The organism is Microbacterium sp. LTA6 (assembly GCF_045690355.1).
Taxonomy (GTDB): domain Bacteria; phylum Actinomycetota; class Actinomycetes; order Actinomycetales; family Microbacteriaceae; genus Microbacterium.
The window spans coordinates 1,145,432-1,170,513 of sequence record NZ_CP147855.1 but is presented as its reverse complement, the minus strand read 5'-3'; the positions used below and the strand labels follow the sequence as shown (position 1 = coordinate 1,170,513).

Genomic DNA, 25,082 nt, shown 5'->3' with positions numbered 1-25,082 from the left:
GAAAGGGTCCCATCGATGACCGATTCCCTGCCTGGCGCACACATGCGTGAAGAGCTCACTTCGCAGCCCGATATGTGGGCGCAGGCCGCCGATCTGCGTGAGGGGCAGCAAGCCCTTCCCGCCAAGGGCGCACGCGTCGCGGTCGTCGGATGCGGCACCTCCTGGTTCATGGCTCAGTCCTACGCGGTGCTGCGCGAGACGGCCGGCTTCGGCGAGACCGATGCGTTCGCAGCATCCGAGTCGTTCGTCGACCGCGGCTACGACGCCGTCGTCGCACTCACCCGCTCCGGCACGACGACCGAGGTGCTCGAGCTCGTCGAAGGCCTCCGAGGACGCGTCCGGACGATCGGCGTCATCGGAGATCCGGAGTCGCCGCTCGTCTCGCTCGTCGACGACGCCGTGCTGCTGCCGTTCGCCGACGAGAAATCGGTCGTGCAGACGCGGTTCGCGACCACCGCGCTGGCGCTCTTCCGCGCCTCGCTCGGAGAAGACCTCAGCCAGGCGATCGCCGACGCTCGCGCCGTTCTGGATTCGACGGATGATGCCGAGCTCCTCGATGCCGAGCAGTACTCGTTCCTCGGCCGTGGCTGGACCGTCGGTCTCGCGCACGAGGCCGCGCTGAAGATGCGCGAATCCTCGCAGTCCTGGACCGAGTCGTACCCCTCGATGGAGTACCGCCACGGTCCGATCGCGATCGCCGCGCCCGGCCGCGTGACCTGGCAGTTCGGAGAGGCGCCCGAGGGTCTCGCCGCGCAGGTCGAAGCCACCGGCGCGCGCTTCGAGCAGAGCTCGATCGACCCGATGGCCGACCTCGTTCGGCTGCACCGGGTCGCACTCGATCGCGCCGTCGCCCGCGGCCTCGACCCCGACCAGCCGCGGAACCTCAGCCGTTCCGTCATCCTGGACGCCTGAACGGATCGGTGATGGCCACGCCTGAGGATGCGGCGGTGCCGGACGTCGAGCGCGACGCCTCCGGCGAGACCCTCGCCGAGGTCCGTTCGCTCGGCGCCGGCGCCCCCGTGCTGGCCTTCGACGTGGGCGGCACCGACATCAAGTCGGCGCTGTTCGATGCCGATGGCACCGCGTGGGGTCTGCGGCGCACTCCGACCCCGGTGGCTCGGGGCGACCGCACCGAGGTTCTGATCGAGCGACTCGGCGTGCTCGCGGCCGAGCTGCGCGCCGCGTACCCGAATGTGGTGCCGCAGGCGGCGGGGCTGGTCGTTCCGGGCATCGTCGATGCGGATGCCGGGCTCGGCGTCTTCGCGAGCAATCTCGGCTGGCATGATTCACCGCTGCGTGACCTGGCCGCAGCGCGGCTCGGACTCCCGGTCGCATTCGATCACGATGTGCGCGCCGCCAGCTGGGCCGAGCACCGGCTCGGCGGAGCGCGTGCGTACCAGAACTCGGTCGTCCTCGTCATCGGCACCGGGATCGCGGGTGCTCTGCTCGTGGGCGGAGTGCCGTACACCGCCGGCGGTTACGCGGGCGAGATCGGGCATTCGCCGATCGCCGACGGGCCGCTGTGCGCATGCGGTGCGCGCGGCTGCCTGGAGGCGGTCGCGTCGGCCGGTGCCATCGCGCGGCGTTACCGCGAAGCCACCGGCGTCACGCCGGACGGTGCGAAGGACGTCATCGCCCGCGCGGCGGCCGGTGATGAGGTCGCCGCCGAGATCTGGAGTTCCGCGTTGGATGCCCTCACGATGTCGCTCGCGCAGATCACGGCGGTCGTCGCACCGGAGGCGATCGTGATCGGCGGAGGCCTTTCCCGGGCCGGCGGCGCGCTGTTCGACAAACTGCGGGCCCGTCTCGCCGCGCGTCTCAGCTTCCATCGCATCCCCGAACTGGTGCCGGCCGAGCTCTCCGGCAACGCCGGCATCCTCGGAGCCGCCCTCCGCGCACGGGAGATCGCATGATCCTCACGGTGACGCCGAACCCGGCGCTCGATCTCACCTGGCACCTCGACAGCATCCGGGTCGCCGAGACGCACCGTGCGGATGCCGCGGTGGCCCGCGCCGGCGGCAAGGGACTCAACGTCGCCAGGGTCGCGCACGCGCAGGGCGCCGGTGCGCGAGCGATCACCACCGTCGGCGGGCGCACCGGCGAGGAGTTCGCGGCCGAGCTGCAGGCGAGTGGCGTTCCGCATCGGCTGGTACCGGTCGCCGGCTCCACCAGGCGCAGCATCGCGCTCGTGGACGAGAGTCTCGGCGACACGACGGTCGTCAACGAGCGCGGACTCAACCCCACGGACGCCGAGTGGGCGATGCTCGTCGGCGAGGTCGCCGACGGGCTGCCTGGTGCAGGGGTGCTCGTGATCTCGGGCAGCCTCCCGCCCGGTGCCCCTGACACCCTGCTGCCCCTCCTGATCGGAATCGGCCGCGATGCCGGCGTTCCCGTCATCGTCGATACCTCCGGCCCCGCCCTGCTGCAGGCGGCGGATGCCGGAGCATCCGTCCTCAAGCCCAATGCCGCCGAACTCGCTGAGGCCACTGGTCTCGACGACCCGATCGAGGGCGCCAGGGTGCTGCTGGATCGCGGAGCATCCCTGGTGCTGCTGTCTCGAGGAGCCGACGGGATGCTGGCGATCAGCGCGGCCGGATCAGCGGACGGCGCCGCCGAATCGCTGCATATCCTCCACGCTCGCCTCCCCGAATCGCTCGCGGGCAATCCGACCGGAGCCGGCGACGCCGCCGTCGCCGCGTGTGCGGTGCTGCTGGATGCAGGAGTGGACGACCCCGAGCAGATCCTCCGCCGGGCGACGGCGTGGTCGGCGGCGGCCGTGCTGATGCCGCTCGCCGGCGAGATCCACAGCAGCTGGCCCGACCTGGAGCGCGCGGTCGAGATCCGTCCGCTGCCTGCCGAGCCCGTGTCTCCCTCGCACGACTACGACCCGAAGGACCCCGAATGACTCTTGCCAGCGCCCGCGACCTCATCGCCGCCGCATCCGCCGCCGGCACCGGGATCGGCGCGTTCAACGTCATCCATCTCGAGACCGCGGAGGGGCTGGTGCGGGCATCGGAGCGATCGCAGCTGCCGGTGATCCTGCAGATCTCGCAGAACTGCGCCGACTATCACGGCGGACTCGAGCCGATCGCACTGGCGACGCTCGCTGTCGCGCGCCGAGCCACGACTCCGGTGGCGGTGCATCTCGACCATGCAGAGCGGCCCGACCTCGTCGACGAGGCGATCGCGCTGGGCTTCGGTTCGGTGATGTTCGACGGCGGAGCCCTGCCGTACGACGACAACGTCGCCCTGACCGCCGCGGTCGCCGAGCGAGCGCATGCCGCCGGCGTCTACATCGAGGGTGAATTGGGCGAGGTCGGCGGCAAGGACGGCGCACATGCACCCGGCGTGCGCACCGACCCCGACGAGGCCCGCGCGTTCGTCGCCGCCACCGGCGTGGATGCCCTCGCCGTGGCGGTCGGCTCCTCGCACGCGATGACGGCGAGGACGGCCTCTCTCGACCTCGAGCTCATCGCACGTTTGCATGCCGCGTTGGTGGTGCCCCTGGTGCTGCACGGCTCCTCCGGGGTCGCTGATGCCGTGATCGCCGACGCCGTGCGCGCCGGAATGACGAAGATCAACGTGTCGACGCACCTGAACGGTTTCTTCACCAGGGCGGTCAGAGAACGGCTCTCGGCCGATGAGCGTCTCGTCGACTCGCGCAAGTACCTCGCACCCGCGCGGGACGCCTTGGCGGCAGAGGCGAGCCGGATGCTGCAGCTGTTCGCGCTGCAAGACGTCGCGGTGCGCTCATGACCCGCGCTGCGCACCCGTTCCGCGGAGCGTCGGCATGAAGCGGGCAGCCCGCCTGAACGGCATCCTCGACCTGCTGGCGGTCGCCGGCGAGGTCACGGTGGACGACCTCGTCGAGCAGTTCGGGGCCTCTCCGGCAACGACGCGACGCGACCTCGACAGCCTCGCCGAGCAGCGCCTGCTCACCCGCACGCATGGCGGAGCGGTGGCGCAGACCGTCGCCTACGAGCTGCCGATCCGGTACAAGAGCCACTTGCGCACACACGAGAAGGAGAGCATCGCCCAGGCCGCGGCCGCTCTCGTCGCGCCAGGCACCGTGGTCGGCCTGTCCGGAGGCACGACCACCACGGCGATCGCCGCAGCGCTCGCCGCGAGAGACGACCTTGCGGTCCGCGGCATCACCGTGGTGACGAACGCGGTGAACATCGCCGCTCAGCTCGCCACCCGTCCCGACATCAAGGTCGTCGTCACCGGCGGCGTCATCCACTCCCGCAGCTACGAACTCGTCGGCCCGTTCGTCGAGCAGCTGCTGCGCGGAGTGCGGCTCGATATCGCGTTCATCGGGGTCAACGGGCTGGATGCCGAAGGCGGAGCGACCACGCAGGACGAGCGCGAAGCCGCGGTGAACCGGCTGATGGCCGAGCGCGCGCGCCGCGCCGTGGTCGTCACCGACGGCAGCAAACTCGGCATCACGGCCTTCACGGCGGTCGGCGGGGCTGACCTGTTCCCCACCGTGATCACGGATGTCGGAGCGGATGCGGCGGAGGTCGCGGCGCTGCGCGCCGCCGGCTACGAGGTGCTGCTCGCGGAGTAGCCGGCGGCGCGCAGGCGGTCGGGGCCGTACGACCTGCATGATCAGATCACGGTTGTCGGAGCATCCGACGGCGTGTCGTCCTGCAGGTGTGCATCGGTCCTGCAGGTCGCACCGGAAATGCGGATGCCGGGTCAGGGCCGCGCGACGGGTTGCTGCAGTTCGGTGACCCAGTCGGATTGGTCCTCCGACACCGCACGCACGTAGAGCTCGCGGCACGGGCCGTTGGGCACGTAGCCGCGCGCGAGGATCTCGGAGTGCACGGCATCCCAGCTCTCCCGGATGCCGTCCATGGCGCCGAGGTGCACGCCGCAGATCGCAACCTCGACCGCGGGCAGATCGACGAACTCGAAGTCCGCGCGACGGTCGCCGTTGTAGGCGTATCCGGCGGTGATCTCCATGCCGTCCTCGGTGAGCCGGTACTGGGCGATCGGGGTCGACAGTGCTCCGTACTCGTCGCCGAGCACGTCCTCGATGCTTGCGAACAGCGGGCCGACCGCGTCTCCGACCTCGGCCTGCGGGACGGATGCCGTGTGCGCGGCGAGCCGCACTGCGGGCAGCGGCTTCTCGATGATCTCGATGGGTGACATGCGTTTCTCCTTCTCGATGAGGTGGAGCCTGCGTTCCACGTCGATGAGCCGGTTCGCGGCGACCCTGTGCTCCTCCTCGACCTCCGCCTGACGGACGCGCAGCAGCACCGCGATCCGGTCGGCGTCGATCCCCTGCTCGAGGATCAGCGCGATGTCGTCGAGGCCGAAGCCCAGGTGACGCAGCGCGACGATCCGGTGCAGTCTTTCCAGCTGCGAGGGGTCGTAGGAGCGGTAGCCGGTGAACTCGTCGACATGGACCGGAACGAGCAGGCCGGCGGTGTCCCAGTGTCGGAGCATCCGGTGGGTGACCTGTCCGATCTCCGCGAAGGCTCCGATTGACAACATGTCTCAGTTCTCCCGTCTTCCACAGTGTCAGAGTCAAGTCTCGCGTGAATGAGCCTTGCGTCTGGCATCGAGTGCACGCGTGATCCTCGGTCGGAGCAGCGCGATGAGAGCGCCGACGACGAGCCAGAGGATGACCGCCGTGACGAGGACATCGCCGGTCAGGGCGAACACGTCGACCGTCGTGGGAAGCGGATCGACCCTGTCCCCGACGATGTACATGTCGTCGGGGAATGTGGCGGGCTCATAGCGGCGGAGATCCTGGTGATACCAGGGGAACGGCCACCCGAATGCCACGTCGCGCAGCTGCGCAGGCGTGTGCACGGTCGTCGGGACGACGTGCGCGATGGTCCAGGTCAGGATGAGCGCCGTCACCAGCGCGCAGAAGACCTCCAGCACCGTGCTCGACCACTTCGACCTGCGCATCGAGCCCCTCCCGAGATCTGCTCTCACGCCACCCTAGGGGAGTGTCTCGTACTGCTTCGCGTGCTCGACCCACCGTGACTCGACGGGAAGGGCGCGCAGTGCTTTGTTGGAGACCGCGAGGACGACGGCTGCGGCGCACAGTGCCGCACACACCAGAAGCGTCATCTCGCGGCCGAGCCAGGTGAGACCGAATCCGGCGATGAGCGGGGCGAGGGGCATCGCCCCCATACCGAGGATGCCGGCTGCGCTGTTCGCCCGACCCAGCAGGTGCGTCGGGGTGGCGACCATGAAGTACCCCATCATCGACGCGTTCAAGGCGGGAAGCAGGAACACGGCGGCACCGAGGACGACGGCGATCGTCCACGGCTCTGTGACCATCGAGACCACGGCGGCGCCGGCGGTGATGCCGATGATCCCGAAGACGGCCAGCGTGCCGGCTCCGATGCGCGGAACGAGCATCGGCGCGATCACTGCTCCTACCAGCATCACTGCACCGATCACCGCCGAAAGCGCGCCGATCAGTGCTTCCGAGTGCCCGGCCTGCTGCAGCGCGTAGACGACGGTGGTGGTCGCGGCGTTGAACCCGAGGTTCACGATCGTGATGATGAGCAGCACGCCGCCGAGGTCCGGGCGCGAGATGAGCCACCCGAATCCCTCCCGGATCTCGGCCCATGCGCTGGGCCTGACCGGCGTGACATCGTCTTTCTCAGCGCTCGGCCGCGCGTCGTCGTCGTCGGCTCCTGCGCTGCGGTCGCGTCTGATCGCGCGCTGCAGCATCCATGCCGTCCCCGCGGCGATGAGGTGGCACAGCGTCATCGCGGCTCCGACCGCCCACCCGCCGATACCGAGCAGCAGACCGCCCAACGGCCCGCCCGCGAGCTGGAGGGCCGCATCCCGACCCTGATTGGCCGCCTGCGCACGCCCCATCGCCGCATCCGGCACGATCTCCTTGATCGCGCTCTCGCCGGCGACGTCGAAGAGCCCGCTTCGCGCGGCGAGCAGCACGTCGGCGAGCAGCAGCGTGAGGAAGGTGAGCGCTCCGCCGAGCGCGAGCACGGTGAAGGCCGCAGCGAGAACGATGCCGATGAGCGATCCGAGCAGCATCAGCGCGATCCGCCGATGCCGGTCGGCGAGCACACCGCCCGCAAGCGTGGTGAGCAGGCGGGTGACCATGCCGGCGCCGGCGATGATGCCCGCCTGCGCCGGGTCTCCGGTCACGATGAGCGCCAGCAGCGGGATGGCGAAGCCGAACAGGGAGGCCGCCAAACCCTTGCTCGTGTCGCTGATCAGCCAGACGAGGTAGCGCCGGTTACGGGAGAGGCGGTGCAGGGGCGGCGCGATCGTCATAATTCGAGAGTAGATCCGCAAGAGAAATTGCGCAACTCCTATTGCGCGATTTCCATTGCGGGTACACTCTCGATATGTCGGAGCAGCGAATCAAGCCGGATCCTGTCTGGATGACGTCGGCCATGATGAAGGCGTACAGTCACCCGCTCCGTCGGCAGATCATCCGGTTGTTCGGCCGCCGCGAGCACCTGCGCGCTGCCGACATCGCCGCCGACCTCTCGGTTCCGGCCAACAGCGTGAGCTTTCATCTGCGCGTCCTGGCCGACGCCGGTCTCATCGCAGAGGCCCCGGAGCACGCCCGCGACCGACGCGACCGGGTGTGGGCGGCGAAGAAGCTCGCGCTCAACGTCGGGGGCCCGGAGAGCCCCGTGCCCGATGAGGAGCTCAGCGGGGTCATGATCCGGGCGCTCGCCGAGGAGCATCACGCGATGATGCAGCGAGTCATCGCCTGGACGCCGGAGTATGTCTCGGGCCGGGACACCGATGTGCACGGCGCGTTCACTCAGCGCACGCTGCGGCTGAGCGTGGCCGAGTTCGACGCCCTGCTCGAGCGGATCAACGAGGCGATGGAAGAGGCTGCCGAGGCGCATGACCGCAGCGATCCGGACGCCCGCTTCTGGGATCTCGACCTCCTCGCGGCCGACGACCGGATCTGACCGCGACCGACGGGCGGCGCGGGAATCCAGACGAGGATGCCGCGACCGCACGAGCGTGCGATCGCGGCATCCGGGCCGAGCTGAGCCTGCGCTCAGGGAATCGCCCTCCGGAAGGCGAGGAACGAGACCCCGGCCATGATCGCGATGGCGACGAGCCCCCACAGCGCGAGGCCGAGGGCACCGAGGTCGAGGATGCCGGTCCAGACATTCCCCCAGAGCTCGAGGCTGGTTGCCAGGTAGACCAGGCCGACCATGACCAGTCCGAGGCCCAGCCCGATGATGGTGAGCACCATCGTTCCCCAGCTCTTGTAGATCGTGGCGCAGGTGAATCCGATGATGAAGATGAACAGCGCGAGCGTGAAGTACACGAACCCGGCCGCGAGCGGCCCCGCCTCCCAGACCCAAGGCAGGTGGAAGAACCACCCGTTCACGCCCCACCCGTTCGTCGCCAGCTCGATCAGCCCGCCGACGATGAAGATCGCGCCCAGGATTGCGCTGGTCAGCGCCGCCGTGATCAGCGTGCCGAGGTAGAACTCCCGGCGCGTGACGCTCAGCGCCTGCGAGAACGGGAACGTCATCGTCAGCGCCTGGATGCCGACGAACAGGAAGTACCACAGCGGAGCCTGGCTGCCGCCACCGTACTTGGGCTCATCGATCGGGATCATCGCGGAGATGAGGATCGAGATGAGCAGAGAGCCGCCGACGATCATCAGCGGAACCCAGATGTATGTCTGCTTGTTGATGAGCTGCAGACGGATGACCTTCAGAGTGCGAAGCATCAGCGGACCTCCTCGAGGATGTTCGCGCCCGATTCCTTCTGGGTCAGGCGCACGATCAGTTGCTGGAGCGAGACGGGTGCGAGATCGAGACCCTCGGCGTTCAGCGCTGCGCGGTCTTCGGCCGACAGCGTGCCGAGGATGGTGACGGATGCCACCCGGCCGAGCGATTCGCGGTGCAGCACCTCGCGCCCGGTCGTCCAGGCGTCGACCTTCGCGGCCTCGCCGACGATCGTGACGGCGCGGTCGCGCACGGCATCCGTGTCCTCGTCGAGGATGATGCGTCCGTTGTCGATGACGATCACCTTCTCGATGAGGTTGGAGACCTCGTCGATCAGATGCGACGACAGGATGATCGTGCGCGGATGCTCGGAGTAATCTGCCAGCAGGCGATCGTAGAAGATCTGCCGAGCTACCGCGTCGAGGCCGAGGTAGGGCTCGTCGAAGAAGGTGATCTCGGCGCGGGAAGCGAGGCCGATGATCACGCCGACGGCGGAGAGCTGCCCCCGAGAGAGCTTCTTGATCCGCTGCTTCATCGGCAGCTGGAAGTCCTCGATGAGCTGGTCGGCGAGGTCCTGATCCCAGTTCGGGAAGAACAGCGCCGCCGAACGGAGCGCGACCTTGGGCGTCGCATCCTCGGGGTACTTCTGGCTTTCCCTCACGAAGCACAGCCGGCTCAGGACGTGGGTGTTCTCGTACGGGTGCTCGCCGAATACCCGCACCGAACCTTCGCTGGCGAAGTTCTGCGCGGTGAGGATCGACATCAGCGTCGTCTTGCCGGCGCCGTTGCGACCCAGGAGGCCGTAGATGGCGCCGCCCTCGACGGTGAGCGAGACGTTGTCGAGCGCGCGCTTGTTCTTGTAGCGCTTGGTGAGGTTGTGCACCTCGATGACGGTGGTCATGCGGGGTTCTTCCCTTCTGCGTTGGTGATCTGGGCGGCGCGCTCGGTGAGCAGCGCCGCAAGGTCGGAGGCGTCGAGGCCGAGCGTGCGGGCTTCGGCGAGGAGCGGGTCGATGTAGCGGTCGGCGAAGACCTCGCGCCGCTCGCCGAGCAGCAGAGCGCGTGCTCCCTCGGAGACGAACATGCCGATGCCTCGGCGCTTGTAGATCACTCCCTTGTCGGTGAGCACGGCGACTCCTTTCGCTGCGGTTGCGGGGTTGATGCGGTAGAACGCGGCGAGCTCGTTGGTCGAGGGCGCCTGGGCCTCCTCGGCGAGCGAACCCTCGAGGATCGAGTCCTCGATCTGCTCGGCGATCTGGAGGAAGAGGGGTTTGCCTTCTTCGATCACGTGTCCTCCGCGGTTAGTGGGTTAGTTACTCGACTAAGTAACCATAGAACCCGGGAGGGTGTCAACCCGATTCGAGATCGAGTTTCTCTTGACTCGTCTGTACCGGTACAGTAACGTCTTTCTGTACCGATACAGAAAGGAAGCATCATGGACCACTCGACGATCTCCGCACTTGTCTTGGCGGAGCACATCGCGGGGACACTCGACCCCCACGATCAGCGGCGACGGGAGGCATTGAGCGCCCGCGATCGCCACTACGCGGCGCAGCGCCGCGCGGTCGCGATACGGCGAGTCCGAGAGGCGCTCGCTCGCGGACTGCGACGTGCCGCCGAGGTCATCGAGCCGCCTCGCCCGAGGTGCGCCGCCGTCGTCTCCGAACGCGCATAGGACTCGGTCGGGCAGAATGATGACGGAGGTGGACGGGATGGCGCGCGTGACGCTGCAGACCATAGCCGAGCATGTCGGTGTGAGCCGGATGACGGTTTCGAATGCGTTCTCGCGCCCGGATCAACTGTCCGCCGATCTTCGGACCAGGATCATGGATGCCGCGCAGGCGCTGGGCTACTCCGGCCCCGACCCTGCAGCGCGCGCGCTGGCCTCGGGCCGCACGGGAGTCGTCGGCATGGTGCTGACGAACTCGCCTCGCGATGCGTTCACAGACGAAGTCGCGGTCGGGTTCGTCCGCGCAGTGGCGGGATCACTCGCCGATGCGGGCTACTCGCTCGTCCTCCTGCACTCCTCGTCTCACGACGGTGTCGTTCCTGCGCGCGACGTCGCGATGGACGGCGCGATCATCTACTCCTGCACGCCGCGGACCAAGGCCGTCACGGCGTTGACGGAGCGCCGCCTGCCGGTCGTGACGGTCGAAGGTGCGCCGATTCCCGGAATGCCGAGCATCTCGCTCGACAACGGCACGGGCGCCCGTGAAGCGGCGCAGCACCTGATCGACCTGGGGCATTCCGATATCGCGCTCGTCGTGCCGACGGTCGATGCCGACGACGAGCCGCCCTCCGAGAGCGTGCTGGCCTCTGCGACATCGACCACCGCCGAGCGCCTGGGCGGCTGGATTCAGGCGCTGACGGAGAGCGGCATCGTGCCGCGCATCGTCGGAACGCCGGGCCTGGCGATCGACGAGATCCTGAAGACGCGGATCGGCCGGATGCTCGACGCTCCGCCGACCGCTGTCCTGGCATGGTCCGACCTCGCCGCGCTGGAAGTGATCGAGCAGGCCAGAGCCAGAGGCATCCGTGTGCCGGAGGACCTGTCGGTCGTCGGATTCGATGACAGCCCGCTGGCCGCCCGCGTTTCGCCCGCGCTGACAACGGTCCGTCAGGACATCGACGCGAAGGGCGAAGCGGCGGCGGCCGCCCTGCTCGCGATGATGCGGAACGAGCCCACGCCTGTTTCTCAGGTGCTCACGACCGGACTCGTGATCCGGGAGTCCACGCGCTCTCCGTCGTAGCTCGGGAGGTCGAGGAGGAGGCGCGCGCGGGGCGGGTCCGGTGCCTCAGGCGGGTGGATGACCGACGTACATGGACGTGTGCAGCTCGGCGACGTGATCGAACGCCAGCCGACTGGCGGCCCCGGCATCTCCGGAGCGAAGCGCGTCGACCAGCCGAGCGTGTTCCTCGTTCGACGCCCGCAGGTAGTCGATCCGATAGGGGATGAAGTAGGTGTACAGCTCGTGCGTGACCCGGCGATGCAGCTCCACGGCGCCCTCGGCCGGGCTCATCGATGCGAGGGCGCTGTGGAACGCGGCGTCCGCCGTGCGGAACCCGGTCCAGTCCGGTGCGACGCGCATCTCGTCGACCAGCGCATCGAGCCGGCCGAGCGCGTCATCGTCGACAGATCCGATCGCGGTCGCGGCAAGCCCCGCCTCGAGCACCGCGCGCTGGTCGATGAGCGCGTGCACGTGGGCGGCGTCCGCGCGGTAGGCGTCGATCTCGGCGACGGTGCCGACCGCGGGGGAATCGGCGATGAAGGTGCCGCCCGCACGACCAGGTCGCCGCACCACGACGTGCTCCTCGCTGAGCGCGCGGTAGGCACGACGTACGGTCATCTCGCTCACGCCGAACGCGCGAGCGGTGTCGAGCGTCCCCGGCAGCCGCTGCCCTGGGGAGAGCATGCCGAGCTCGACGGCCAGCGAGATGCGGGCGCGGACGGTGTCGACGGCGGTCGTGCGGCGGATGGCACCGAGTGCCGGGGAGGTCAGGTCCATCGTGCGTCTCATCTCGAGGTGGGCACCTGCCGCGACCCGGTGCCCCGGCTCAGCGTGCCGCGCGCTCCTCCGCGTGGTCCGATGCGGCGGCGTCGTCGACGAGTTCCGCGTCGAGCGAGAACCGCTTCCCCCACACGATACCGATCACCATCGCGATCACGGGAATGAGCGCGAGCACTGTGCTCACCGCCGCGCTCCCGCCGGTGACGAGTGTGAAGTTCGAGAGCACGAGCCAGAGAGCGAAGGCGAGGCCGCCGATCGAGAGCAGCGGAAACACCCTGGCTCTCGCAAAGCGTCCGGCGGCGAGCTGAGGACGACGGGCGAAGAACACGACGACGGCGACCGAGGTGGTGAGCATCAGCAGCACCATGCCGACCGTGGCCACGCCCGCCATCGATCCGAACACACCCACGAGCGGATCGAGACCGAGCAGAGCGAGGACGGCGAGGATGATCGCGGCCGTGACCGTCTGCACGACCGAGGAGAATGCCGGCGAGTGGTGGGACGGGTGCCGGTGACCGAGCCGTGCGGGCAGCACAGCCTTGTGCGCGAGCGTGAACTGGTAACGCGCGATCACATTGTGGAAGGACAGCACGCACGCGAACAGGCTCGTGATGAGGAGGACCTGCACGACGTCGCGCACGATCGGGCCGAGGTATTCGGTGGTGGTGTCGAGCAGTAGATTGCCTTCACCGGCGAGCGTCTGCTGGGCGGCGGCCACAGCGTTGCCGGCGCCGACGCCCGTCACGAGCGCCCAGCACGAGACGGCGTAGAACACGCCGATGATCACCACGGCGAGGTACGTCGCCCGCGGGATGGTGCGCTCCGGCGAACGCGCCTCGTCGCGGAACACGGCGGTGGCCTCGAAGCCGATGAATCCGGTGAGCGCGAACAGCACCGCCACGCCGATTCCGCCCGAGAAGACGTAGGCCGGATCGAAGGTCTCGAGCGCGATGCCTTCCGCCCCGCCCGTCGCGAAGATCACGACGTCGAGCACGACAACCACCAGGATCTCGAGCGCCAGCGCGATGCCGAGCACCTTGGCGCTCAGGTCGATGTGCCGGTAGCCGAGCACCGCGACGATCGCCATCGTCGCGAACGAGTACAGCCACCATGGCAGGCTCGGACCCCCGAAGAAGGTCACGAGGTCGTCGACCGCCCACCCCATGTATCCGTAGATGCCGACCTGGATCGCGGTATACGCGACCAAGGCCGTGAAGGCCGAGCCCAGCCCCAGTCGAGAGCCGAGTCCCGCTGTCACGTACGAGAAGAACGCACCGGCCTCCTTCACGAACGGCGTCATCGTGACGAAACCGACCGAGAAGACGAGCAGGATGACGGCGGCGAGGGCGAAGCCGATCGGTGCGCCAGGGCCGTTGCCGGCGCCGATCGCGATCGGGACGTTGCCGCCGATCACCGTGAGCGGTGCCGCGGCTGCGATCACCATGAAGACGATGGCGCCGGTGCCGAGCTGGCCGTCGAGACGCTGATGCGGCTCGGTGGGAGGGGAGACGGTCATGAGATCACTTTCGACAGAGCATCCGGTGCCGGATGCGGGACAGGGAGGTTCAGTACAGGTCCGTGCGGCGGTCTGCCAGATACGGGTTCTTCCGGCGGGCGCGTTCGACGGCTTCGGGATCGATCGTGGCGATCATGAGTCCGGTCTCTGTGGGGCCGAGAGCGGCGAGGCTCACGCCCTCGGGCGACACGATGCTGCTGCGCCCGACGTAGGTCAGGTCCTCTTCGGTGCCGACCCGATTCACGTACACGATGTAGAGCTGGTTCTCCCAGGCGCGCACGGGGATGAGGCGCTCGGCGATGTGCGCGTAGGGCACCATCTGCGCGGTGGGCACGATGACGGCATCCGCTCCTCCCAGCGCCGCGGCGCGGACCGCCTCGGGGAACTCGACGTCGTAGCAGATGAGCACCGAGAGCGTCACGTCGTCGAGCACGAAGGTCGGCGGGAGGGTGTCGCCTGGCACGAACAGGCTGCGATCGAGGTCGCCGAACAGATGCGTCTTGCGGTAGCGGAGCAGTTCAGTGCCGTCGCGGTCGATCGCGATGAGAGAGTTGGTGATCCCGCCGTCGGGGTGCGGCTCGGGCAGGCCGGCGATGATCGCGATGTCGGCCTCGACGGCGATGCGGGCGACGCGGTCGACCAGCTCGGCGACGGCGAGGGGCGCGAGGCGGGCGCCGATGTTGTACCCGGTCACGAACATCTCGGGGGTCACGAGAAGGCGGGCCCCCTGCTCGACGGCGTGATGCGCGGCCTCCGTGATGATGGCGAGGTTCGCGTCCACGTCGCCGGGTACCCCGTGATGCTGCAGTCCGGCAACTCTCAGTGTCATACAGACATCTCCCTCAGATGCGACATTGCATCCATCAAACAGCTCAATTTGATCTATTAGATGACCATTGTGTATCGGTCGTGTTTCTTCTGCAAGGGGCAGTCCGAGCGAGCGGTGTCGGCTGGCGCGATCGCGCGAGTCGGATCGGGTCGGCTCACGCGACGGAATACGTGATCGGTCCGCGTCGCGAACTCGCACTCCTAGGCTGGGAGGATGGACTTCCCCTACCGCCGTTTGCGCCGCTGGCCCGACGTCGAGGCCGACAATCTGCAGGCATGGGATGCCACTGATGAGGTGCTCGTCACGAGGACGCTTGCGCTCGCCGAAGAGCGCGACATCGCCGGCTCGGAGATCGCGGTGATCGGCGACGAGTACGGGGCGATCACCCTGGCGCTGACGGATGCCGGATTCCGAGGCATCCGCGTGCATCAAGATCTGGCCACCGGTCGGCGTGCGCTCGCACGTAACGCGCGCGAGATGGGCCTCGACGGTTTCCGCGAACACGAACTCGAGCGCGACCTGCTCGCCGGTGCCCGGCTCGTGCTGCTGCAGCTGCCGAAGGCGCTCGCCGAACTCGAGGAGATCGCAGACGCCGTCGCCCGATGGGCTGCGCCCGACGTCGTGCTCGTCGCCGGCGGGCGCGTCAAGCACATGACCCTCGCGCAGAACGAGGTGCTCGGTCGCAGTTTCGCGCGGGTACAGGCCGAGCGTGCGGAGCGGAAGTCTCGACTGATCGTGGCGAGCGAGCCGCGCGAGGTTCCGGCCGAACCGCCGTTCCCGGTGCGGGCGGAGCATGACGGGCTCATCCTCGTTGCGCATGGCGGCGCCTTCGCCGGGGCGCGCCTCGACATCGGCACCCGGGTGCTGCTCGATCAGTTGCCCCTGCTCGGGCGTTCACAACTCCGGAAAAATGACCCTAATCCGGCCGAAATCACCCCGGAATCGGCCGGATCGGCGCATTCTTCCGGAGTTATGGACGCCCCACAGGACGCGCCGACCGTCATCGACCTCGGCTGCGGCACCGGCGCGCTCGCCGTGGCCTATGCCCTCGCGCACCCCGACGCCCGCGTCGTCGCGACCGACCGCTCTGCCGCGGCCGTTGCGTCGGCGCGCGCGACCGTCGCCGCGAACGGAGTCGCAGATCGCGTCACGGTGACCCACGACGACGCCGGGTCAGACCTCGCAGACGCGAGCGCCGACATCGTGCTGCTCAACCCGCCGTTCCACCTCGGCAACAGCGTGCACACCGGCGCAGCGACCCGCCTGTTCGAGGCATCCGCTCGCCTGCTCCGGCCCGGTGGTGAGCTCTGGACCGTCTACAACTCGTCCCTCGGATACAAGGGCGAGCTGACGAGGATCGTCGGCCCGACCGAGCAGGCGCACCGCACTCCGAAGTTCACGGTCACGCGGAGCGTTCGCGGCTGAGGAAACCCCTGCTCACGATTCGCGCATGGGCGTCAGGGCGGCTCGGCGCGCGGGGGGTGACCTCGTTTCGCACATCCGTCCAATCCCCCGGTCAGCCGACGAAACCCGGCACTCCGTCGATATGCGGATTTGCCCCTGATCGGCCATTTAGTTACGTTGGAATGCGGGCCGGAAGGCCCGAGACCAGTCCGCGGCCGCGTCCTTCCTTCGAAATCTGCACTACGAAGAGGCGCGGGCGTACGGTCGATGTTCTTTGCGGTGGATCCGAAATCCGCCGCCCGCGCCGTCAGTGCAGCATGTCGAGACGGCCACGTGAACGTCACCCGGGCGTGACCGAAGCAGGCGCGCATCACTGCGCGCCGCAGGGGAAACGTGTCCGAAACCGCACTTGAAGCGCGCCATCTGTACAAAGTGTTCGGGAGGAATCCGAACCAAGCCGTCCGCCGGCTGAAATCCGGTGAGAGCCGATCCGACATCGTGGATGCCGGAACCGCAGCCGTCATCGACGCGAGTTTCACCGTGAATCGCGGTGAGATCTTCGTGATCATGGGTCTGTCCGGCTCCGGTAAGTCCACCATCATCCGCATGCTCAACGGCCTGCATGAGGCCACCGACGGATCCGTCACCGTGAACGGCGACACCATCACCGGCATCCCGACATCGCGCCTGCGCGAGATCCGTCGCGACCGCATCTCGATGGTCTTCCAGCACTTCGCCCTGCTGCCCCATCGCACCGTGGCAGCCAACGTCGCCTATCCGCTCGAGCTCAAGGGCACGCCCCGAGCCGAGCGGCTCGCCAAGGCCGAGGAGATCCTGACTCTCGTCGGACTCGCCGGCCAGGGCGACAAACTGCCCAGCGAGCTCTCCGGCGGCATGCAGCAGCGCGTCGGCATCGCCCGCGCTCTCGCGGCCGACAGCGACATCCTGCTCATGGACGAGGCGTTCAGCGCTCTCGACCCGCTCATCCGTCGTGAGATGCAGGAGCAGCTGCTCGAACTGCAGCAGAAACTGCAGAAGACGATCGTGTTCATCACGCACGACCTCAACGAGGCGATGTTCCTCGGCGACCGGATCGCCGTGATGCGCGACGGCCGCATCGTGCAGATCGGCACCCCGGAAGACATCCTGACCGACCCGGCGAACGACTACGTCGAGCAGTTCGTGCAGGACGTCGATCGTGCCCGTGTGCTCACCGCCGCGAACGTCATGGAGCGCCCTCGCCCTGTCGTCGCCGCGACCGCCGGCCCGCGTACGGCGCTGCGTCAGATGCGGGACGCCTACATGTCGGCGACGTACGTCGTGGATCGCGACCGTCAGCTGGTCGGCATCGTCACCGATCGGGATGCCGTCAAGCTCGTCCGCAAGGGAGTGACGACGCTCGAATCGATCATCAAGCCTGTTCCGCAGGCGGTGAACGAGGACGAGGTGCTGATGAACCTGTTCGTCCCGTCGGTCGAGTCGCCCGTGCCGCTGGCGGTGACGAACGCCGATGGGCGCCTGGTGGGTGTCATTCCTCGCGTCACCCTGCTCGCAGCCCTCGGCCCCGGGCCCGGCGCGACCGGCGAGCTCACGCTCCCGCTCTTCCCGATGCCGCAGGCCGAGATCGACGCCGTGCTCGATGACGGCTGGACTGCCGAGGCGGCGACCGCCTCCGGGGCCCAGGCCGCGAACGAGGGGGCGACGCGATGAACTTCCATCTCCCCATCGGAACGTGGGTCGAATCCGGCGTCGACTGGATCAAGGACAACCTCGACGGCCTGCTCGACGTCATCTCCTTCGTCGTGACCTTCCTCGTCGAGGGCCTCACTTTCCTGCTCCTGCTGCCGTACTTCTACGTCGTCATCGTCGCCGCAGCACTGATCGCGTGGCTGGTGCGATCGTGGCAGCTCGCCATCGGCACGGTGATCTCCTTCGGGCTGATCGTCGCAATGGGCCTCTGGGTTCCGGCGATGCAGACGCTCGCCCTGGTGCTCGTCGCCGCGGTGGTCGCGGTACTCATCGCGATACCGCTCGGCATCTGGTCCGCGCGCAATTCGACGGTGCGCACTGTGCTGAAGCCGATCCTCGACTTCATGCAGACGATGCCCGCCTTCGTGTATCTGATTCCCGCGATCGTGTTCTTCAGCATCGGTGTGGTTCCCGGGCTCGTCGCGACGGTCATCTTCGCGCTGCCTCCTGGCGTCCGCCTCACCGAACTCGGCATCCGCGGAGTGGACTCGGAGACCGTCGAAGCAGGTCAGGCGTTCGGCGCGAAGCCGGGTCAGATCCTGCGGGGCATTCAGCTCCCGCTCGCGATGCCGACGATCCTCGCCGGCGTCAACCAGGTCATCATGCTCGCCCTGTCGATGGCCGTGATCGCCGGCATGGCCGGCGCCGACGGCCTCGGGAAGATGGTCGTCGAGGCGATCTCGACCGTGAACATCGCCAAGGGCGTCGAGGCGGGGCTGGGTGTCGTGCTCATCGCCGTCTTCCTCGATCGCGTCACGGCGGCACTCGGATCGCTGGGCAAGAACCCGGCGTCGCTGCTCGGAATGCTCGCACGGCGTCGCTCGGCGCAGCGCGCGGCCGCGGCATCCGCCCTGCTGGCGGATGCGACCCCGGTGCACGTCGAAGAGAAGGAGCTGCAGAATGCGTAAGAACAGACTCATGAGCATCGCGGCGCTCGGCGCCGTCGCATCCCTCGCTCTCGCCGGCTGCGCGACCGACGGGGCGGGCGGTACCAGCGACCTGACCGGAGGCGGCACCAGCGGTGCGACCGGCGACAAGGGCACGATCACCCTGGGCTATCTGCCGAGCTGGACCGATGGTCTCAGCACGGCCTACCTGATGCAGGATCAGCTCGAGAAGCTCGGCTACGACGTCGAGATGAAGACGCTCACCGAAGCCGGCCCGCTGTATGCGGGCCTGGCACAGGGCGACGTCGACCTCTACCCTTCGGCGTGGCCAGAGCTCACGCATGCCGAGTACATCGAGAAGTACGGTGACGACATCGAGGATCTTGGCACGTACTACGCCAACGCCAAGCTCACGATCGCGGTTCCGGAGTACTCGGACATCGACTCGATCGAGGATCTCGCCGGCCGCGGGGGCGACGTCGGCGGCAAGGTCATCGGTATCGAACCGGGGGCCGGGCTGACGGCGCAGGCAGGCGAAATGCTTTCGGCGTACGGCCTCGACGGCGAGTACACCCTGGTGACATCGTCGACCGCGGCCATGCTCACCGAGCTGAAGGCGGCGACCGAGAAGCAGGAGGACATCGTCGTCACACTGTGGCGGCCGTTCTGGGCCAACGATGCCTTCCCCGTGAAGGACCTCGAAGACCCGAAGGGCGCGATGGGCGAGGCCGAGGGGCTGCACTTCCTCGGTGCCAAGGGCTTCGCGGCAGAGTTCCCCGAGGCGGCCGAGCTGATCGAGCGGATCAAGCTCGACGACGAGCAGTACGGTGCGCTCGAGGATCTCGTGGTCAACGAGTTCGGCGAGGGCAAGGAAGCGGATGCCGTCGACGCGTGGCTCGAAGAGCACGGCGACCAGTTCGACTGGGTCGTCAGCGACTGAGGGCTGCTGCTGGGTGACGTGCGAGGCACGGTGACTCGCACCGGGCTATGTTGGGTTCTGTTGTAATCGAAAGATCCTGACGGAGGAGCGGATGACCGCAGCTGCACGCCACGATGCGATCCTCCGAGAACTCGAACTCCGTGGCTCGGTGCAGAGTTCGTCGCTGGCGCCACGCCTCGGCGTCACGCCCATGACGCTCTGGCGCGATCTGGTCGTGCTGGAGGAACGAGGTCTGCTGGCGCGCGTGCACGGCGGAGCGATCTCGCTCGCCGTGGCCCAGCAGCAGGCGGCGCATACGCAGGGCTCGGTGGCCAGGGCGCGGCCCGTCGCGACCATCGGCATGATCGTCCCGACGACGAACTACTACTTCCCCGAAGTGATCCGCGGAGCGAGCCAGGCCGCCAGGGAATTGAACTGCCGCCTCGTCGTGGGCGCGACGAACTACTCGCCGGAAGAGGAGTACCGCCAGGCCGAGCGTCTCATCGCCAGCGGCGTCGACGCGCTCATGATCACTCCGCATGATGTGATCGTCGACCGATCGCCGCTGCAGCGGATACTCGAACAGGCCGATGTGCCCGTCGTCATGGTCGAGCGGTCGGTGGATGAACACATCGCGGGCCGGCTCGAGTGGGTGCGCACGGATCACGCGCACGGCGCCGAAGTGGCGGTTCGGCATCTCGCCGAACAGGGGCACACGGGCATCGCGCTCGCGGCGAGACCTTCGGCCACGGTCGCGGGCCTCGACGCGGGATTCCGGCGTGCCATGGGCGAGATCGATCAGGAGTCCGCCGTTGCGCTGCGTCATGACCTGGCGCGACCGCCCTTCGGTGAGAGCGCCGAGATCGCGGAGTTGGACGCTCTTCTCAGCACGTGCGTCGAGCAGGGTGTGACGGCGGCCATCCTCCTCGGTGACTCCGATGCCATGGCGTTCGTGGATCTGGTGCTGGAGCGTGGTCTCCGCGTGCCAGAGGACTTCGCGGTCATCGCGTACGACGACGAGGTCTCGGCGTTCGCGGCTGTGCCGCTGACGGCCGTCGCCCCACCGAAGCACGAACTCGGCCACGCGGCTCTGCGACTCTGCGTCGACCGTCTGAAGCAGGTTGCCGGCACGCCGCACACGATCGTGCGCATGGCCTTGCTTCCCTCGCTCGTGGTCAGGGAATCCACTGTCCGCGCCATCTGAATGTTAGGTTTTGTTAGAAAGTTAGCAATCGTCTAGGTTAATCTCCGCGGGTGTCGAATGATCGAAGGGCACGGTCAACGATTCAAAGGAGAACCCGCCGATGTCCCTGCGTCGCACCCTTACCGCCACTGGCGCCCTTGTGGTCGCCTCCGCCCTGCTCGCCGGCTGCGCCGGCAGCGCCACCCCTGTCGAGACCGAGAAGACCGAGAGCGCTCCTCCCGCCACCGGCGAGGTGACCTTCTGGTCCTCGCTGAGCGGCATGGCCGATGTCGCCGCCGCGTTCAACGCGAGTCAGGATGACATCACGGTCAACTTCGAGGAGATCCCCAACGGCGCCAACGGAGGCTACACCAAGCTCTCCGCCGCCATCGAGTCCGGCAGCGGCCCCGACGTCGTCGGCATCGAGTACGACCGCCTCCCCGGTTTCGTCGCGGCGGAGCAGCTGAAGTCGGTCGACGAGCTCGTCTCGTCTGACATCCTCGGCGAGTACGACGAGCAGGTCCGCTCGCTCGTCTCCTTCGGTGACGCGGCCTACGCGCTGCCGTACGACGCGCCGCCCATGGTCATCTGGTACCGCCAGGACGTCCTCGAAGCCGCCGGCGTCGAGGTCCCCTCCACCTGGGACGAGTTCGAGGATGCTGCACGCGCCGTCAAGGCCGTGAACCCGAACGCCTACCTCACCAGCTTCTTCACCAATGAGCCGCAGCTGGCTCCGATGTCGTGGCAGGCCGGTGCCGAATGGTTCGGCGTCGACAGCGATCACTGGAACGTCGCGATCGACGACAAGAAGTCGAACAAGGTCGCCGAGTACTGGCAGCGCCTCATCGACGAGGGCCTCGTCAAGAAGCAGCTCGGGTTCAGCGACGAGTGGACCGCTGACCTCAACAGCGGCGTGGTCAACGCGTGGGTCGGCGGCTCCTGGAGCGCCTCCGGTCTGAAGACCCGCACCGAGGCGGCCGGCCAGGCCGGGAAGTGGATCGCAGCGGCCCCTCCCACCTGGGACGGCAAGCCCAGCGGCGCGCTGAGCGGCGGCACCGGCTTCGCCATCCCCGCCGACTCCGACAACGAGGCAGCCGCAGCGGTGTTCCTCACGTGGCTCACCACCTCCAAGGATGCGGTCGAGGCGCGTGGCGCCGTCGGCACCGCGTACCTCGCGTACCCGGGCTTGAACGAGACCGCAGCAGCAGTCGCCCCGACCGACTACTACGCGAACGACATCTACGAGGTGTTCGACGAGGCCTCCGCGAACCTCGGCTCGTGGGCCTGGGGTCCCAAGTACGACCTCACCAGCACCGCGCTCAAGGACTCCGTCACGAGCGCCGCCACACTGAGCGACGCGCTGGCCGCGACGCAGACCAGCACCGTGGACGGGCTCGAGAAGCTCGGCCTCGACATCACGGAGTAACCGGATCGATCGTGGGGTGGGCCTCTTGACGCACCCACCCCACGATCCCGATCGAAGGGCATCGACGATGACCAGCCAGATCCGTGCGCCGCGGCGCACAATGCGAAAGACGATCCCGGGCACGGGAGGGCGCACCGCCTCGATCTTCCTGATTCCGTTCTTCGCCCTGTTCGCCCTGACGATGATCGCCCCGGTGATCTACGCGATCGGGATGAGCCTGTTCGCCGAGAAGCGCAGCGGCCTCGGCTTCGGCGGCGCCATCGTCGAGTTCGTCGGTATCGGGAACTACCTCGACGTCCTCGCCGACCGCACCTTCACGGATGGCTTCGGCCGGCTCGCGATCTACTGCATCCTCTACGTTCCCTCGCTGCTCGCCGTCGCCCTCGTGCTCGCCCTGCTGCTCGACGCGACCGTCGCCTACGCCAAGCGGGCCTTCCAGCTGCTCCTGTTCCTCCCGCACGCCGTACCCGGCGTGATCGCCGCCCTCATCTGGGCCTACCTGTACACGCCGGGCGTGAGCCCGATCGTGAAGGCACTGGAATCCGGCGGCATCGCCCTCGATTTCCTTTCGGTGCAACTGGTCCTCCCCTCGATGGTCAACATCGCGGTGTGGGAGTGGGCCGGCTACAACGTGATCATCCTGTTCACCGCCCTGCAGGCGGTTCCCCGAGAAGTGCTCGAGGCCGCGAAGGTCGACGGCGCCGGCGAGATCCGTACCGCGCTCTCGATCAAGACCCCTCTCGTCTGGCCGGCCATCGGCGTCGCCCTGCTGTTCACCGTCATCGGCTCGCTGCAACTGTTCACCGAGCCGAAGATCCTGTCGTCCGCGACGACCGCCGTCACCAGTACCTGGGTGCCCAACATGTGGGCCTACGACGCGGCGTTCAACCGGAACGACCTGCCCCAGGCGGCGGCGGCATCCATCTTGCTCGCCCTGCTCGCCGGCGTCCTGTCCTGGGTCGTCACCCGATTCACCTCGAAGGAGCCGACGCGATGACAACCGTGACCGACCGTCCGAAGACGCGTGCCGCGGCATCCGCGAACACAGCGCGGAGTCCGCGCCGATCGCGCAGTTCTCGGCACCTGCCCTCCGTCTTCGGAGTCAACGCGCTCCTGATCATCGGCTCCGCCTACATGGTGCTGCCGCTGCTGTGGCTCGTCTTCGCGTCGACCAAGAACGCGGGTGAGCTCTATTCGGGCGATGCCTTCGCCTTCGGCAGCGACTTCGTCGTCAACATCCAGCGGCTGCTCGTCCAGGACGACGGCATCTTCCTGCGGTGGCTCGGCAACAGCATCCTCTACGCCGGCGGAGGCGCGATCATCGGCGGCTTCATCTCCCTGATGGCCGGCTATGCCTTCGACAAATTCGAGTTCCGCGGCAAGGGCGGACTGTACTCCGCCGTGCTCATCGGCGTGCTCATCCCGAACACGGCGACCGTCATCCCGCTGTACCTCCTCGCGGCGTCCGTCGGACTGACCAACACGATCTGGGCGGTGCTGATCCCGACGCTGTGCAACCCGTTCAGCGTGTACCTCGCCCGGGTGTTCTCCTCCGGATACCTCCCCGCGGAGACGCTCGAGGCCGCCCGGGTCGACGGTGCGGGGCCGATACGCAGCTTCCTCCAGGTCGGGATGCCGATGCTGATGCCCGGATTCGTCACGATCGCCCTCTTCCAGTTCGTCGGCATCTGGAACAACTTCATGCTGCCGCTGATCATGCTGCAGAACCGCGATCTGTTCCCGTCGAGCGTCGGCATCGCCCTGTGGCAGAGCCAGGTGCAGCAGAACCCCGAGTTCTCCACCCTCGTCATCGCCGGATCATTCATCTCGGTGCTCCCCCTCATCCTCGCCTTCGTGATGCTGCAGCGCTTCTGGCGCTCCGGCCTGTCCGCAGGGAGCGTCAAGTGAGCCGTCGTCCCCGCATCGCATTCGCGATGGGAGCATCCGTCCGTCAGCGCGTGTTCCCCCCGCATCGCATCGTCGATTTCGAGCAGGTCGCCGACATCGCCGGGTACCTCACGGAGTTCGGGTCGGATGCCGCGCGCGACGTGCTGTCGGACGTCGAGGTGCTCGTCACCGGGTGGGGCGCACCTCGCGTCGACGCCGATGTCCTGGCTGCCGCCCCGAAGCTGGAGGCGATCCTGCACGCGGCCGGGTCGGTGAAGGGCTATCTCGGGCCGGAGGTCATCGATCGCGGCATCGCCGTGAGCAGTGCCGCCGCGGTGAACGCCGTGCCCGTTGCGGAATACACCGTCGCGATGATCGTCCTGGCCGGCAAGCGGGTGCTGCCGATCGCGGCGCGCTACCAGGCCGAGCAGCAGGAGTTCGATGTGGAGGCCGCGTTCCCCGGCATGGGGAACTACGGCCTGCGGATCGGGATCGTCGGTGCGTCGAAGATCGGCCGCATCGTCATCGAGATGCTCCACGGCTACGCCTACGAGGTGGTCGTCTACGATCCCTACCTCTCCGCCGCCGAGGCAGGAGAACTGGGCGTCTCGTCCGTCTCGCTCGATGAGCTCCTCTCCACCAGCGACGTCGTCTCGATCCACGCGCCGTCCCTGCCGTCGACGCTGAACCTCGTCGACGCGCGGGGCATCGGCCTGATGCGCCGAGGCTCGACGCTGGTGAACACCGCGCGCGGCGAGCTCCTCGACCAGGATGCGCTCACCCGCCGGGTCCTCGCCGGAGAGCTGTTCGCGATCCTCGACGTCACTGTTCCGTGGGTCCTGGATCCGGAGCATCCGCTCTACCACTCCGACAACGCCCTGCTGACTCCGCACATCGCGGGGTCGCTGGGGCGAGAACTGGGCAGACTCTCGGGCGCTGTGCTCGACGAGCTCCGCCGCCTCGCCGCCGGAGAGCCGCTCGAATACGAAGTCGAAGCGGGTCTCCTCTCCATCACGGCCTGAAGGCCGGAAGAACCGTAATCATCCCCGTTCAATGAAGACCGAAGGAGTTC

At 68.0% G+C, this 25,082-nt stretch carries 26 protein-coding genes; 17 read left to right on the top strand and 9 right to left on the bottom strand.

What is annotated here, in order from left to right; translation table 11 throughout:
* Window positions 1-15: 15 nt before the first annotated feature.
* The 5 genes from LTA6_RS05510 to LTA6_RS05490 are packed head-to-tail and all read left to right on the top strand — an operon-like array spanning window position 16 to window position 4,567.
* Window positions 16-912 (top strand): SIS domain-containing protein, encoded by an 897-nt coding sequence (locus LTA6_RS05510; RefSeq protein ID WP_407358886.1) that lies wholly within the window; start codon window positions 16-18, stop codon window positions 910-912.
* An 11-nt stretch (window positions 913-923) separates the two neighbouring features.
* Window positions 924-1,913: an ROK family protein gene (locus tag LTA6_RS05505; RefSeq protein ID WP_407358885.1), complete on the top strand. Its 990-nt coding sequence runs from the start codon at window positions 924-926 to the stop codon at window positions 1,911-1,913.
* On the top strand, window positions 1,910-2,905 hold the full coding sequence (locus LTA6_RS05500) for a 1-phosphofructokinase family hexose kinase (protein ID WP_407358884.1): 996 nt from the start codon (window positions 1,910-1,912) through the stop codon (window positions 2,903-2,905). The genes LTA6_RS05505 and LTA6_RS05500 overlap by 4 nt, the downstream gene beginning before the upstream one ends.
* Entirely contained in the window at window positions 2,902-3,756 is an 855-nt protein-coding gene (locus tag LTA6_RS05495) for a ketose-bisphosphate aldolase (RefSeq protein ID WP_407358883.1), read from the top strand. Before LTA6_RS05500 ends, LTA6_RS05495 begins: the two co-directional genes overlap by 4 nt.
* Window positions 3,757-3,790: 34 nt before the next feature.
* Window positions 3,791-4,567, top strand: a complete 777-nt coding sequence (locus LTA6_RS05490) for a DeoR/GlpR family DNA-binding transcription regulator (RefSeq protein WP_341976544.1) — start codon at window positions 3,791-3,793, stop codon at window positions 4,565-4,567.
* Window positions 4,568-4,698: 131 nt separating this feature from the next.
* Here the strand turns inward: LTA6_RS05490 and LTA6_RS05485 are convergent, their stop codons facing one another.
* From LTA6_RS05485 to LTA6_RS05475, 3 genes are read right to left on the bottom strand one after another with little or no spacing between them, the layout of a single operon-like run.
* Window positions 4,699-5,499 (bottom strand): MerR family transcriptional regulator, encoded by an 801-nt coding sequence (locus LTA6_RS05485; RefSeq protein WP_407358882.1) that lies wholly within the window; start codon window positions 5,497-5,499, stop codon window positions 4,699-4,701.
* A gap of 33 nt (window positions 5,500-5,532) precedes the next feature.
* Entirely contained in the window at window positions 5,533-5,922 is a 390-nt protein-coding gene (locus tag LTA6_RS05480) for a hypothetical protein (protein ID WP_407358881.1), read from the bottom strand.
* A gap of 33 nt (window positions 5,923-5,955) precedes the next feature.
* Complete coding sequence (locus LTA6_RS05475; RefSeq protein ID WP_407358880.1) at window positions 5,956-7,269, bottom strand: MFS transporter; 1,314 nt, start codon at window positions 7,267-7,269, stop codon at window positions 5,956-5,958.
* Window positions 7,270-7,343: 74 nt separating this feature from the next.
* Here LTA6_RS05475 and LTA6_RS05470 point away from each other — a divergent pair, with 74 nt between their 5' ends.
* Complete coding sequence (locus LTA6_RS05470) at window positions 7,344-7,925, top strand: winged helix-turn-helix domain-containing protein (RefSeq protein WP_407358879.1); 582 nt, start codon at window positions 7,344-7,346, stop codon at window positions 7,923-7,925.
* A gap of 92 nt (window positions 7,926-8,017) precedes the next feature.
* Here the strand turns inward: LTA6_RS05470 and LTA6_RS05465 are convergent, their stop codons facing one another.
* From LTA6_RS05465 to LTA6_RS05455, 3 genes are read right to left on the bottom strand one after another with little or no spacing between them, the layout of a single operon-like run.
* A complete protein-coding gene (locus tag LTA6_RS05465; RefSeq protein WP_341976539.1) occupies window positions 8,018-8,704 on the bottom strand; it encodes a hypothetical protein in 687 nt (228 codons plus the stop codon).
* Entirely contained in the window at window positions 8,704-9,603 is a 900-nt protein-coding gene (locus LTA6_RS05460; protein ID WP_341976538.1) for an ABC transporter ATP-binding protein, read from the bottom strand. Before LTA6_RS05460 ends, LTA6_RS05465 begins: the two co-directional genes overlap by 1 nt.
* Window positions 9,600-9,989 carry a GntR family transcriptional regulator gene (locus LTA6_RS05455; protein ID WP_407358878.1) on the bottom strand — a complete coding sequence of 130 codons (390 nt, stop codon included), beginning with the start codon at window positions 9,987-9,989 and terminating at the stop codon, window positions 9,600-9,602. The genes LTA6_RS05460 and LTA6_RS05455 overlap by 4 nt, the downstream gene beginning before the upstream one ends.
* A 147-nt stretch (window positions 9,990-10,136) precedes the next feature.
* Here LTA6_RS05455 and LTA6_RS05450 point away from each other — a divergent pair, with 147 nt between their 5' ends.
* On the top strand, window positions 10,137-10,376 hold the full coding sequence (locus LTA6_RS05450) for a hypothetical protein (RefSeq protein ID WP_407358877.1): 240 nt from the start codon (window positions 10,137-10,139) through the stop codon (window positions 10,374-10,376).
* A gap of 37 nt (window positions 10,377-10,413) precedes the next feature.
* Window positions 10,414-11,451, top strand: a complete 1,038-nt coding sequence (locus tag LTA6_RS05445; RefSeq protein WP_407358876.1) for a LacI family DNA-binding transcriptional regulator — start codon at window positions 10,414-10,416, stop codon at window positions 11,449-11,451.
* A gap of 45 nt (window positions 11,452-11,496) precedes the next feature.
* Here LTA6_RS05445 and LTA6_RS05440 read toward each other — a convergent pair whose 3' ends face one another.
* From LTA6_RS05440 to LTA6_RS05430, 3 genes are read right to left on the bottom strand one after another with little or no spacing between them, the layout of a single operon-like run.
* Window positions 11,497-12,207, bottom strand: a complete 711-nt coding sequence (locus LTA6_RS05440; RefSeq protein WP_407358875.1) for a FadR/GntR family transcriptional regulator — start codon at window positions 12,205-12,207, stop codon at window positions 11,497-11,499.
* A gap of 49 nt (window positions 12,208-12,256) precedes the next feature.
* Entirely contained in the window at window positions 12,257-13,726 is a 1,470-nt protein-coding gene (locus LTA6_RS05435) for an APC family permease (RefSeq protein WP_407358874.1), read from the bottom strand.
* A gap of 49 nt (window positions 13,727-13,775) precedes the next feature.
* Window positions 13,776-14,555, bottom strand: coding sequence for a carbon-nitrogen hydrolase family protein (locus LTA6_RS05430; protein WP_407358873.1), 780 nt, complete (start codon window positions 14,553-14,555; stop codon window positions 13,776-13,778).
* 213 nt (window positions 14,556-14,768) lie between these two features.
* Between LTA6_RS05430 and LTA6_RS05425 the strand changes: the two genes are divergently transcribed.
* From LTA6_RS05425 to LTA6_RS05385, 9 genes are all read left to right on the top strand, one after another.
* Complete coding sequence (locus LTA6_RS05425) at window positions 14,769-15,980, top strand: class I SAM-dependent methyltransferase (RefSeq protein WP_407358872.1); 1,212 nt, start codon at window positions 14,769-14,771, stop codon at window positions 15,978-15,980.
* 372 nt (window positions 15,981-16,352) lie between these two features.
* The gene (locus LTA6_RS05420; protein ID WP_407358871.1) at window positions 16,353-17,669 is read left to right on the top strand and encodes a glycine betaine/L-proline ABC transporter ATP-binding protein; all 1,317 of its coding nucleotides are present in this window, start codon (window positions 16,353-16,355) and stop codon (window positions 17,667-17,669) included.
* A complete protein-coding gene (locus tag LTA6_RS05415) occupies window positions 17,666-18,616 on the top strand; it encodes an ABC transporter permease (RefSeq protein ID WP_407358870.1) in 951 nt (316 codons plus the stop codon). Before LTA6_RS05420 ends, LTA6_RS05415 begins: the two co-directional genes overlap by 4 nt.
* The gene (locus tag LTA6_RS05410) at window positions 18,609-19,535 is read left to right on the top strand and encodes a glycine betaine ABC transporter substrate-binding protein (protein WP_407358869.1); all 927 of its coding nucleotides are present in this window, start codon (window positions 18,609-18,611) and stop codon (window positions 19,533-19,535) included. The genes LTA6_RS05415 and LTA6_RS05410 overlap by 8 nt, the downstream gene beginning before the upstream one ends.
* Window positions 19,536-19,626: 91 nt before the next feature.
* A complete protein-coding gene (locus LTA6_RS05405) occupies window positions 19,627-20,718 on the top strand; it encodes a substrate-binding domain-containing protein (RefSeq protein WP_341976522.1) in 1,092 nt (363 codons plus the stop codon).
* Window positions 20,719-20,818: 100 nt separating this feature from the next.
* Window positions 20,819-22,123 carry an ABC transporter substrate-binding protein gene (locus tag LTA6_RS05400; protein WP_407358868.1) on the top strand — a complete coding sequence of 435 codons (1,305 nt, stop codon included), beginning with the start codon at window positions 20,819-20,821 and terminating at the stop codon, window positions 22,121-22,123.
* 67 nt (window positions 22,124-22,190) lie between these two features.
* Window positions 22,191-23,120, top strand: coding sequence for a carbohydrate ABC transporter permease (locus LTA6_RS05395; protein ID WP_407358867.1), 930 nt, complete (start codon window positions 22,191-22,193; stop codon window positions 23,118-23,120).
* Window positions 23,117-24,031, top strand: a complete 915-nt coding sequence (locus LTA6_RS05390) for a carbohydrate ABC transporter permease (protein WP_363550286.1) — start codon at window positions 23,117-23,119, stop codon at window positions 24,029-24,031. The genes LTA6_RS05395 and LTA6_RS05390 overlap by 4 nt, the downstream gene beginning before the upstream one ends.
* Window positions 24,028-25,032 carry a hydroxyacid dehydrogenase gene (locus LTA6_RS05385; RefSeq protein ID WP_363550288.1) on the top strand — a complete coding sequence of 335 codons (1,005 nt, stop codon included), beginning with the start codon at window positions 24,028-24,030 and terminating at the stop codon, window positions 25,030-25,032. The genes LTA6_RS05390 and LTA6_RS05385 overlap by 4 nt, the downstream gene beginning before the upstream one ends.
* The last annotated feature ends 50 nt before the right edge of the window (window positions 25,033-25,082 follow it).